This window comes from Sphingomonas sp. (assembly GCF_035758555.1).
GTDB lineage: Bacteria > Pseudomonadota > Alphaproteobacteria > Sphingomonadales > Sphingomonadaceae > Sphingomonas_B.
Map to the genome: position 1 here is coordinate 1 of NZ_DASTXI010000193.1, position 11,593 is coordinate 11,593.

Genomic DNA, 11,593 nt, shown 5'->3' on the forward strand with positions numbered 1-11,593 from the left:
CTGGCGGATCACGGCATGGCGCGGCTCGACCGCCAGGTCGGCCAGATGAACGTCGTTTTCGCTGAGGCGGCCGACGCTGATCTCGTCGCCCGGCACCAGCTTCTCGCGCGGGATCTCACGGCCCTCGGACGTTCGCGCGATCGTGATGATCTTGAAGCTCATTTTGCCCCCGTCCGCCCGGTCACCAGTAGAAGAAGACAGAGACGATGTGCGCCGACAGCGCCGCGATCAGCGCGAACGTGACCGGCACATGCACGTACAGCCAGACCTCCAGCAGCGCCTTCAGCCGCAGATGGCGGCGCACCCGGTGCAGGATCGCGCCTTTCCGCTCCAGCAGGCTGTCGATGCGCTCCAGCGGATCGTCGGCAAGCTTCGGCCGGAACGCGGCGCCGCGGCGAAGCTCGGCCTGGGCGGCGCGCGTAGCGCAGTTGCGATAGCGGCCGCTCAGCCGCGCCCAAAGGCCGCCGCCGAACGGGTTCTGCTCCAGCGAGGACTGGACCAGGTCCGCCTGCTCCTGGTCGAGCGGCTGCGCGGCTTCGTGCAGCTGGCGATCGATCGAGCGCAGCGCCTCCAGCATCTGCGCCTCGGTCATCATCTCGCGATTGTCGCTCAACGCCTTGGGCAGCGCGCCATACATGCTGATGCCCCAGATGCCCGACAGGATCACCAGCATCATCAGCGCATAGGCGAGCGTGTGCACGTTCCAGCCGAACTGGAAGCCGGTGTGCAACGTCGCGATGACGATCAACGACAGGCCGAGATAGACGTGTGCGCTGGTCCAAGCCTTCAGCGACCAGCGGCCGGGCGTCATCGCCCGCTTGCGCACGCCCAGCAGCGTCAGCCACAGGATCAGCAGCGCGCCGATCGTGCCGAGGATATAGCCTTCCGCGCTGCCGCCATTCGGCCGCGGCTGCACGTCGATCATCAGATAGGCGGCGATCGCGACCGCGCAGATCACGGCGGCGATCTTGGCCCAGCGGAAATTCTTGTACTGGAGGAACCCGTCGTGCGAGCTCGCCCGCTGGCGGCGGCTCGCCCGGGCCGGGTTCTTGACCATCAGCATGTCACGCCTCCAGCCGCGCGACGGTCAGGAACTCGTCCGGCGAGACGCGGATCGCGGCGCCGGTCGGACAGGCGCGCACGCAGGCCGGGCCGCCATCGATGCCCGAGCACATGTCGCACTTGATCGCCTTTTTGGGCTTCTCGCCCTTCGCGTTCTCAACCGACCATTCGTGGCTCGGCTCGCCCGGCCCTGGCCCAAGGCCCAGGAACAGCCAGCTGAGCAGCGACGGCTTCTTCGGCGGCACCTTGTCCATCCGGATCACGCCGTAAGGGCAATTGCGCTGGCAATTGCCGCACCCGATGCAGGTGTCGTCAATGAACACCTCCCCGTCCGGCCCGCGATGGATCGCGTTGGGCGGGCAATCGGCCATGCAGTGCGGATGCTCGCAGTGCCGGCAGGAGGTCGGCACGTGCAGGTGCGCGTAGGTCTTGCCCGCCTCGCGGTCGAGCCGGCTGAGGCCGTCGTGGCTGTCCGCGCAGGCCTTTTCGCAATTGTCGCAGCCGACGCACAGATTCTCGTCGATCAGCAGCACGTCGGTCGCTTCGCCGATTCCCTCGTCGATCAGGAACTTGGCGGTCTGGGAATAGAGATCGACCGCGCCGGAGAAGCTGTGCTTGCGCTCCTCGACGAAGGAATTGACGATCCTCCGCGCCTCCATGTCCTGGCGGACGCGCGCCTCCAGCGCCGGCTTCTGCGCCATCAGCCGCGCGAACGCTTCACCGGGCAGCCGGATCACGTCGGCCTTGATCGCGGCCTTCACCGTCGCGGTGCGCAGGCCGCCGTCGATCAGCGCCATTTCGCCGACGAACGAGCCGGCCGGCACATAGCTCAGGAACACCGGCTTGCCGCCGACGGTCTTCTCGACGATCATCGAGCCGGACCGGATCACGAACACGTCGCTGCCCTGCTCGCCCTCGCTGATGACAGCCTCGCCGGCCCTGACCGTCTTCACCTCGGCGCCGGCGACCACTTCGGCAACGTCGTCCTTGGTCAGCCCGGCCTTGAACAATTGCAGCAGCTGCCGCTCGATCGAGATGCGCGTGATTTCCTTCTGCGCCGACGGCACCTGACGCTGGAGACGAAGCGCGGCGAGACGCGAAATCTCGACGATAATGCTGCGTTCGGCCGCGCGGATCGTGGCGCCGCGGGTGCGGCCGGAGATCAGTCCGACCTCTCCGAAAATCTCGCCCGTACCGATCGGCACGGTGATCGACGGGTCCTGCGGATTGACCTCGACCAGCACCGACCCTTCGGCAATCGCGAACAGCGAATCCTCGCGCGCGCCGCGGACGAAAATGACTTCGCCGGGCTCGTAGACACGCACGTCGGAATCGAGCATGAACTCGCGCATCTGCAGCGGCGACAAGCCCTGCAGGATGCCGATATTGGTGCGCAGGAACTCCAGCCATTCGGAGACCTCGCGCCCCCTGGGCAAGCCGGCGAATTTCTTCTCGAGGATCGGCTCGTCGGCGGGCTTCAGCGCGGTGTTGCCGTTGATGAACTCGACCACGTCATAGCCCTGGTTCATGCAGTGCTTGATCAGCGGATAGCCCGCCAGCGCGCCGATCACGAAGATGCCGGGCACCGTCGTCTCGAAGGTCGGCGACAGGATCGGATAGGCCAGCCGGTCGTTGCTGGTGAACTGCACGCCGGTGCCGGCCTTGACGCCGCGCATCGTCTTGCCCGGGTTGCGCGGGTCTTCCCTGTCCTCGAACTCGGCGCAGCACGCCTCAACGAACGCGCGCGGCGGCGCCGAGCCCATGCGCGCGATCACGCGGTCACAGCGGATGCGGAGCTCGCCGTCGCGCGTGTCGAACGTGATCCAGCCCTTCTCGACCTTGGCCGGAGTGGTCTCGGTCAGCACCTGCATGCGGCCGGCATCGCGCGCGCCGAGCAGGGCCGCGACGTTCGGTCCCTTGGCGGTGGAGAATTCGGCTGAGCGATTGCACAAGGAGACGGTGTTGCCCTGCGCGGCCTCGGCGGCCAGGCCGAGCGCATTCTCTATCCCGGCGTCGCCGCCGCCCACCACGGTGATGTGTTCGTCATTATATTCGGCCGGATCGTCCAGCGTGTACTGGACGACGGCGCCGTCCTCGACAGGGCAGCGCATCAGATTCGGATTGCCCTGGGTGCCGATCGCCAGGATCACGGTCTCGGCCTTCACCTCGCGGCCGTCGGTCAGCTTCAGCGTGAAGTCGCCCGCCTGCCCGGTGATCGCCTTCACCTCCGCATGGTACATCACGTTGACGCCGTGTTTCGCCGTCTGCTCGTCCCAGGTGCCGAGCACCACTTCGCGCTTGCCGGCATCGAAATCCATCGGCGAGCGCAGGGCAAGCTGCACCGGCGTCGCCATGACGTGCTTGCCCTTTTGATATTTGTAGATCGTGTCGGACAGGTGGTCCGTCTTTTCCAGCAGCACATGGCTGAGGCCCAGCTCTGCGGCCCGGCCGGCGGCGCTGAGGCCCGCAGGTCCCGATCCGACGATTGCGATGCGGAAAGCGTCCGACACGCCTCTCCCCCTATTCTCACACGCTCTGACACGCCCGTCCGGCTGCTGCCGGTTCCGGACAAGGTGCGGCCCCGCCCCCTTCTTACCAAAGTCCGTTCGCTTCGCTAGTGACTGAGGCCACAAAAAACGACGGAATGGCAATGACCGAGAAGAGAGTGCCCGCCTCCCGCCTTGCGCTGTTCGCTGCCGCGGCGATCGCGATCGTCGCCGTGGGGGTCGCGGTTTCGCGCAATCGCGCGCCTGCTCCGGCGCCGGCAGCCGCGGCTTCGGCCAACCCGCAGCCCGACGTCGACACGATGATTTCCTCGCTGGAAGCGAAGCTCAAGGCCGATCCGAACAATCCCGAAGGCTGGCGGATGCTCGGCTGGTCGTTCTTCGAGACCGGCAAATTCGCCGAAGCGGCGATGGCCTATCAGAAGGCGGCCCAGCTGGCGCCGAACAATGCCGAATATTGGTCGTCGCTGGGCGAGGCGCTGGTGCTGGCCGGCTCCGGGGAAAAAATCCCCGACGACGCTTCCGCCGCCTTCAAGAAAGCGCTGGCGATCGACCCGAAGGACCCGCGCGCGCGCTATTTCACCGGCGTCGAGCAGGACATGGCAGGCAAGCACGTGCAGGCGATCGACACCTGGTTCGCGCTGCTGAAGGATTCGCCCGCCGACGCGCCCTGGCAGGCCGATGTGCGCAAGACGATCGAGCAGGTCGCCGACAAGGAAAAGATCGACGTGAAGGCGCGGCTGGCGGCGCTGAAGCCGCTCGCACCGGCCGCGCCCACCGGTCCTGCCGCGGCGCTGAATGGCATTCCGGGCCCGACGCGCGAGCAGATGGCGGCCGCGTCGCAGCTTCCCTCCGGCCAGCAGGAAGCGATGGTGCGCGGCATGGTCGACGGCCTTGCCGCCAAGCTGAAGGCCGATCCGAAGCAGCCGGACCGCTGGATGATGCTGATCCGCAGCCGGATGATGCTGGGCCAGGGCCGCGAGGCGGCACAGGCGCTGCAGCAGGCGATTGCAGCCAATCCGGACTCGCGCGCCGATCTGGTGCAGGCGGCGCGGACGCTCGGCGTCCCCGGGGCCTGAAAACAGAAGAGCCCCGCTCCTGGGGTCGGGAGCGGGGCCCTGGACTGGGGTCGTCCTGGAGACAGGGAGGGGTGGCCCTGTCTGGTTCAACAACGGGAAGGGGTGATCCGCGTTGTTGAGATCAGCATATCGCGCCCAAAGGTCGCAAAGCTATGTCGGGGATCACACAAGTTTGTCGCAAATTGTCGCGGCTTCTTAGCCCCTCCCCTTCAAGGGAGGGGTCTGAGTTCGATACGCCTGCCAGCCTCGCGCCCTGAGCTCGCAGGCCGGGCAGGTGCCGCAGCCATAGCCCCAATCGTGGAGCGTGCCGCGTTCGCCCAGATAGCAGCTGTGGCTTTCGGTGCGGATGAGCTCGATCAGCCCCTCGCCGCCCAGTTCGGCCGTCAGCGCCCAGGTCGCTGCCTTGTCGCGCCACATCAAGGGCGTGTGGATCACGACGCGCCGGTCGAGCCCGAGGCCGAGCGCCACCTGCAACGCCTTCAGCGTGTCGTCGCGACAGTCGGGATAACCCGAATAGTCGGTCTCGCACATGCCGCCGACCAGATGGCGGATCTGGCGCCGGTAGCCGATCGCGGCGGCGAGGTTGAAGAAGATCAGGTTGCGGCCGGGAACGAAGGTGCTCGGCAGCCCGTCAGCTCCGAATGCGATCTCCGCTTCGCGGGTCAGCGCCGTCTCGCTGATCTGCCCGAGCAGCGCCAGATCGAGCATATGATCTGGGCCGAGCTTGCCGGGCCACAGCCGGTCCATGCCGTCGCGCAGCGCCGCGCGGCAATCGAGCTCGACCCGGTGACGCTGGCCGTAATCGAAGCCGATCGTTTCCACGCGGGCAAACCGGTCCAGCGCCCAGGCGAGACAGGTCGCGGAGTCCTGCCCGCCGGAGAACAGCACCAGCGCGGGTTCGATCCTGAGAGACATGCCGCCGCTTAGCGGCAACGGGCGGGATCGCGCTAGGCCCGAGCGGCGTGGCGCCGCCGGCGCCGGGCGCCGAAGCCGGCAGCGCCGAGGCCCAGGATCATCAGCGCCCATGTCTGCGGCTCGGGCACCGCCGCACCGGCGAGGCTGCCGTCGGTCAAGGCGAAGGCTGGCTGCCAGGGTAGCTCGTACTCCCGCAAGTCGCCGCTGGGCCGCGTGAGATTATAGATCCGGGTCTGGCCGGGCGCCGCTGCCTGACCGCTCGCATACCAGTAGAGATTGCCGGGTCCGCCGCCGCTGTAGCTGGCGAGCAGGCGATAGCGCTCTCCGGCGACGAAATCGATCGGCATGCGCTGGAAGTGGGCTTCGTCGGCTCCCGCCTCACCGAACATCAGATCGGCCTCGACCGTCGAGGCGCCGATCAACAGATTGGTCTGCAACCGCGCGATCCCAAGCGATTCCCAGTCGCCCGTTCCCGCATTCAGCTTCTGAATGCGGTATTGGACCTCCATGCCTGTGCCGCCCTGGAACAGCCGCGTCGGCACGATCAGATTGGAGGCGGTGAAACTGGTCGGGGCGACGAAATCGGTCGATGCATAATCGCGCGTCTCCGACGAGCAGTCGGCCGAGCAAAAGCGCGCGATCGACAAGGCAAGGATGTAGGATTTCGAGGCATCGGGAGCGCGGTAATCGAGCGGCAGCCGATGCGATACGTGAACGACAGGCGTATCGGACGGCGTGTAGTTGGAGAACAGGACGGCTGCATCTGCCGCCCCCGAAAGCGATGCCAGCGCTGCCGCCGACAGACACACGCGCGCGAACATATTCATGGCGCCCCCCTATTTTGCTGTAAAAACCGTGTCATACCTGCGCGCGGCAGTGTCAAGGCAACGCACGCTCCCCAGCCGTCCCATTCCGGAGCAGCCGAGGACCGCGGCTTCGGTCGGCTATCGGTTATTCGGCCGGGACGAGATGGCCGACCGGCTCATCGCCCGTCACCAGGCCCTCGCGGTGCGCGACGATGTACGTCACCACCGCCTGCCCGGCGACATTGACCGCGGTGCGCCCCATGTCGAGGATCGGATCGATCGCGAGCAGCAGACCCGCGCCTTCGAGCGGCAGGCCGAGCGTCGAGAGCGCCAGCGTCAGCATCACGAGCGCGCCGGTCAGGCCCGCGGTCGCGGCCGAGCCGATCACCGAGACAAGCACCAGCGTCGCATAATCGGTCAGGCCCAGTGGCAGGCCGTAGAATTGGGCGATGAAGATGGCGGCGATGGCGGGATAGATCGCGGCGCAGCCGTCCATCTTGGTGGTCGCGGCGACCGGGACCGCGAAGCTTGCATAGCTGCGGTCGACGCCGAGCCGCTCGGCCACCGCTTCGGTCGCCGGCAGCGTGCCGATCGACGAGCGCGTGACGAAGCCCAGCTGGATCGCGGGCAAGGCGGCGCGGAAAAAGCGCGCCGGGCTGAGGCCGTGCATCGCCAGCAGCGCCGGATAGACGCCGAGCAGCACGATACCGAGGCCGAGATACACCGCACCGGCGAACCAGCCGAGCCGGGCCAGCGAATCCCAGCCATAGGTGGCGACGGCATGGCCGAACAGCCCGAAGGCGCCGATCGGGCTCAGCGCGATCAGCCAGGCGAGGAGCTTGCGTACGACCGCGAGCAGCGAGCGCGAAAAGGCAAGGAACGGCTCGCCCGCCTCGCCCACTTTCAGCGCCGCCACACCCGCCAGCACGGAGACGACGACGATCTGCAGCACGTTGAAGCCGAGCGCCGTGCTCGGCGCTCCATCGACAATTTTGGTCGAGGCGCTGAGGCCCAGGGCGTTGCCGGGGATCAGTCCTTTCAGGAAGTCGAGCCAGGTGCCGACCGTGCGCGGCGCAGCCGCGGCGGCAGCGTCGGCGCCCGCGCCGATCCCGGGCTGAATGGTCAGCGCGAGCGCAATACCGATCGACACCGCGATCAGCGCGGTGATCCCGAACCAGAGCAGGGTCTGCGTCACCAGCCGGCTGGCGTTCGACAGCGCGCGCAGGTTCGAGATGCTCGACACGATCGACGCGAACACCAGCGGCGGCACCAGCACCTTCAGCAACTGCACGAAGCTCGACCCGATCAGGTCGAGCGCGGTTGCGAGCGCCGTCGCATCGGGAAACGCGCGCGCGGCAAGGCCGGCGGCGAGTCCGAACAGCATGGCGAAAGCGATCTGGGTTCCGAACGAAGGGCGCACCATGCGGCCCGAGATGGCGCGCGGCCCGCCCGCCTCCAATCAAGCTTTTCTATCGGCCGCCAAGGTCCGGCTGACATGCGCGCCGAGCAGTGCGAACGCCGCCCCTTCCATCCAGCCGGCGAGCACGTCGGTCGGCCAGTGCACGCCCAGCACGATGCGCGAGAAGCCGATCAGGATCGCCAGCGGCACGCCTAGCCAGCCGATCCGCTTGTGCACCATCAGCGCGAGCAACAGGTACAGACACGCATTCTGCGCCGAATGGCCGCTCGGGAAGCTGAGGTCGGTGACCGGATCGAGGTGCTGGTAAAGGTCGGGCCGCACGCGCGCGAACAGCAGCTTCAGCAACGGGTTGCTCGCCATCTGCGCCGCGACGGTGAACACGACGACAAGGGCGTCGCGGCTGCGGCCCCTGAGTGCCATCATGCCCGCCGCGAGCAGGGCGATGGCAGCGACGACTTCTCCCTTGCCCAGTGTCGACAGCACCAGCCAGACATTGCTCCGCGTCCGCCCGACCGCCGCGACGTGCGACAGCCACGGATCGAGCGCCGGCGTGCCGCCGATCTCCAGGCCGATCCCGAGCGCGAACAGGGCTACGAAGAGGACGAGCGCGATGCGGAGTTGAGTGCTCATCCTCCTCCCCGTCATCCCGGCGAAAGCCGGGATCCAGAGCTCCGCTGCGGGAGAAGGAAAAAAGAAGCTGGATCCCCGCCTTCGCAGGGATGACGAGGGAGGTCAGTCATTCACTGCCCCTTCACCACCTCGCCGCCCTTGATCACCACCGCGACGTGCTCCAGCGTGCGCACGTCCTGCGTCGGGTCGCCGTCGACCGCGATGATGTCGCCGTATCGGCCGACCGCGATAGCACCGACGTCGTCGGTCCGCCCCAAAGCCTCCGCCGCGCTCTTGGTGGCCGACTGGATCGCCTGCATCGGCGTCATGCCCCATTCGACTTCCTTGGCGAACTGGCGCGCATTCTGGCCGTGCGGATAGACGCCGGCATCGGTGCCGAACAGCATCGGCACGCCGGCACGGAACGCCTTGCGGAAGGTCTCGCGCTGGAGGCGACCGATCATCTTTTCCTTGTCGAGGCTTTCCTGCTCGGTGCCGTTGGCGGTGCCGGTCGCCAGGATATAATCGTCGTTATAGATATCCATGTCGAACCAGGTCTTTTTCTGCGCGGCGAGCTTGATGCCTTCGTCGTCGGCAAGGCTGGCATGCTCGATCGTGTCGATACCGGCCTGGATCGCGGTGCGGATGCCGTCGGCGCCGTGCGCGTGCGCGGCCACCTTCAGGCCCAGCATGTGCGCTTCGTCCGCGATCGCCTTCATCTCGTCATAGGTCAGCTGCTGCGCGCCGACGGCGTCGCCCAGCGAGAAGACACCGCCGGTCGCGCAGATCTTGATCACCTCGGCGCCGTATTTGTGCAGCCAGCGGACCTTTGCGCGCGCTTCCTCCGGCGAGTTGATTACCTGCGGCTGCTTCTGGTCATAGGACGGCGGCAGCATGTTATCGTCGCAGTGACCGCCCGTCGCGCCGATCGCATAGGTGGCGGGCACGATCCGCGGCCCCGGAATCCAGCCGCCGTCGATCGCCTGCATCAGCCCGACATCGTCGAAATCAGCCGAGCCGACGTTGCGGACGGTGGTGAAGCCGGCCTCCAGCGTCTTCTTCGCATTGGCGACGCCGACCGCCTGCCAGAAGCTGTCGGTGTAGCGGAGCGACCGATAGCCGCCGATCTCCGCCAGGCTGGTCAGGTGGACGTGCATGTCGATCAGGCCGGGCAGGATCGTCTTGCCGGGCAGGTCGATCCGCGTCGCTCCCGCCGGCACCGCGCCGCCGCTGGACACCGACGCGATGCGCCCGTCGGTGATGACGACGACCGGGTTGTCGACAGTCTTGCCGGCCAGCACGTCGACCATCTTCGCGGCCGTGACGACGACGGTCTCGGCCGACGCCGGCGCAGCGATCAGCGCCGCGCCCAGAAGCAGATTGCGGATCATATTCCCTCCCGTTGATGCGGGAGGGGTTAGGGGCGGCTTCGGCCACGCACAAGCCATTCACAGGTCCCGTTTGTGTCGAGCGAAGTCGAGAAACGCCCTTCGACAAAGCTCAGGACAGGCTTCTCGACTTCGCTCGAAGCGAACGGTTACCGCCCAAGCGGTTACTTCTGCAGCTTCTTCGCCATGTCGAGATGGTGCTCGACCACCGTGGCGGTCTTGCTCGCGAAATCCTTCAGCGGCTGGGAATCGCCGCCCGCCGCATAGCCCTGCAGCGCGTCGAGCGCCTTCTGGTGAGCGTCGACCTGCTGGTTCACATATTCAGTGTCGAAATCAGCGCCGGTCAGGCCCTGCAGCTTGGTGAGGTTCGCCTGCTGCTCTGCATTCATCGTGCCGGACGGAATCGGATTGCCGTCGGCCTTGGCGGCCGCCGCTTTCAGGTCGGCGGTGGACTTGGTGTGGTCCTTGATCATCTGCGCCGCGAAGTCCTTGACGTCGCTGCTGCTCGCCTTGTCCTGCGCCGCCTTGGCGGCTGCGATCTCATAGGCGTCGGTGCCCGACGCCGCGTCGACGAACGCCTGCGCGGTCATCGGCGCCGCCGCGGTTGCGTTCATGTCGTTGGCCATCATCGTGCTGTTCGATTCCAGCTCGTTGGTGATGGTCATGTTGTCGGACATGTTGGTTTCGTTGGCGGTATCGTTGCTCGAACCGCAGGCGGCCAGAGCCATGCTCAGCGCGGCGGCCGTTGAAAGGGCGACGAATTTTTTCATGGGGCTCTCTCCTCCAGTGCCGCCGAACGCCGGGCCCGTTACGATGTTCCCGAAATCGCGATGAAGCGAGGGCGGCAGCGCGCGCTGACATTCCACGCTCGTCCTGAGCGGAGGCCGCAGGCCGTAGTCGAAGGGCGCGGCACCGACGTCGGAGCTTGCGCCCTTCGACTACGCGCTTCGCGCTCCGCTCAGGACGAGCGGAGAGGTCTGCCCAGACCTGGCTAGATATGCAGCGCCCGCCCGTACGCGGCGAGCACGCTTTCGTGCATCATCTCGCTGAGCGTCGGGTGCGGGAAGACGGTTTCCATCAGCTCCGCCTCGGTCAGCTCGCCGGTCTTGCCGATCGTGTAGCCCTGGATCAGCTCGGTCACTTCGGCGCCGATCATGTGCGCGCCCAACAGCTCGCCGGTCTTGGCGTCGAACACCGTCTTCACGAAGCCCTCCGGCTCGCCCAGCGCGATCGCCTTGCCGTTGCCGATGAACGGGAAATTGCCGACCTTGACCTCGTAGCCGGCTTCCTTGGCCTTCGCTTCGGTCAGGCCGACGCTGGCGATCTGCGGGCGGCAATAGGTGCAGCCGGGGATGTTCTTCGGGTCCATCGCGTGCGGGTGCTTGCCGGCGATCGCCTCGGCCGCGATCACGCCTTCGTGGCTTGCCTTGTGCGCCAGCCAGGGCGGCGCGGTCACGTCGCCGATCGCGTAAATGCCCTCGACATTGGTGCGGCACATGCCGTTGGTGACGATGTGCCCGCGCTCGGTCTTCACGCCCAGCGTTTCGAGGCCGATATTTTCGGTGTTCGGCACAATGCCGATCGCGACGATCACATGGCTGAACTCGTCGGCGACGGTCTTGCCGTCCTTGCCCTTGACCGACGCCTTGACGCCTTGTCCGCCGACCTCAAGCTTCTCGACTCCCGCGCCGGTCATCGTCTTCATGCCCTGCTTCTTGACCGCCTTCTCCAGGAACGCGGAGACGTCGGCGTCTTCGACGGGCACCAATCGGTCGAGCATCTCGACCACGGTCACGTCCGCGCCCATGTC

At 66.9% G+C, this 11,593-nt stretch carries 10 protein-coding genes; 1 reads left to right on the top strand and 9 read right to left on the bottom strand.

The annotated features are described in order from the left end of the window. Nucleotides 1-181: 181 nt before the first annotated feature. Both VFT73_RS11480 and VFT73_RS11485 read right to left on the bottom strand, forming a co-directional pair. Nucleotides 182-1,063, bottom strand: a complete 882-nt coding sequence (locus VFT73_RS11480) for a hypothetical protein (RefSeq protein ID WP_414712819.1) — start codon at nucleotides 1,061-1,063, stop codon at nucleotides 182-184. 1 nt (nucleotide 1,064) lies between these two features. Further along, the gene (locus tag VFT73_RS11485) at nucleotides 1,065-3,572 is read right to left on the bottom strand and encodes a cyclic nucleotide-binding domain-containing protein (protein WP_326411147.1); all 2,508 of its coding nucleotides are present in this window, start codon (nucleotides 3,570-3,572) and stop codon (nucleotides 1,065-1,067) included. Nucleotides 3,573-3,712: 140 nt separating this feature from the next. On the opposite strand from VFT73_RS11485, the gene VFT73_RS11490 reads away from it, so the two are divergent. Beyond that, the gene (locus tag VFT73_RS11490) at nucleotides 3,713-4,645 is read left to right on the top strand and encodes a tetratricopeptide repeat protein (protein ID WP_326411149.1); all 933 of its coding nucleotides are present in this window, start codon (nucleotides 3,713-3,715) and stop codon (nucleotides 4,643-4,645) included. Between the two features lie 195 nt (nucleotides 4,646-4,840). On the opposite strand, the gene queC is transcribed toward VFT73_RS11490, so the two are convergent. The 7 genes from queC to VFT73_RS11525 form a co-directional block, all read right to left on the bottom strand. Beyond that, a complete protein-coding gene (queC, locus tag VFT73_RS11495; protein ID WP_326411151.1) occupies nucleotides 4,841-5,560 on the bottom strand; it encodes a 7-cyano-7-deazaguanine synthase QueC in 720 nt (239 codons plus the stop codon). Between the two features lie 32 nt (nucleotides 5,561-5,592). Next, nucleotides 5,593-6,387, bottom strand: a complete 795-nt coding sequence (locus tag VFT73_RS11500) for a PEPxxWA-CTERM sorting domain-containing protein (RefSeq protein WP_326411153.1) — start codon at nucleotides 6,385-6,387, stop codon at nucleotides 5,593-5,595. A gap of 124 nt (nucleotides 6,388-6,511) precedes the next feature. Next, nucleotides 6,512-7,789, bottom strand: coding sequence for a dicarboxylate/amino acid:cation symporter (locus tag VFT73_RS11505; RefSeq protein WP_326411168.1), 1,278 nt, complete (start codon nucleotides 7,787-7,789; stop codon nucleotides 6,512-6,514). 36 nt (nucleotides 7,790-7,825) lie between these two features. Next, nucleotides 7,826-8,416 carry a phosphatase PAP2 family protein gene (locus VFT73_RS11510; protein ID WP_326411155.1) on the bottom strand — a complete coding sequence of 197 codons (591 nt, stop codon included), beginning with the start codon at nucleotides 8,414-8,416 and terminating at the stop codon, nucleotides 7,826-7,828. A gap of 110 nt (nucleotides 8,417-8,526) precedes the next feature. After that, entirely contained in the window at nucleotides 8,527-9,786 is a 1,260-nt protein-coding gene (locus tag VFT73_RS11515) for an amidohydrolase family protein (RefSeq protein WP_326411157.1), read from the bottom strand. A 161-nt stretch (nucleotides 9,787-9,947) separates the two neighbouring features. Further along, nucleotides 9,948-10,553: a DUF4142 domain-containing protein gene (locus VFT73_RS11520; protein WP_326411160.1), complete on the bottom strand. Its 606-nt coding sequence runs from the start codon at nucleotides 10,551-10,553 to the stop codon at nucleotides 9,948-9,950. A gap of 221 nt (nucleotides 10,554-10,774) precedes the next feature. Then, nucleotides 10,775-11,593, bottom strand: an 819-nt coding sequence (locus VFT73_RS11525) for an FAD-dependent oxidoreductase (protein ID WP_326411163.1), incomplete at its 5' end; no start/stop codon positions are given.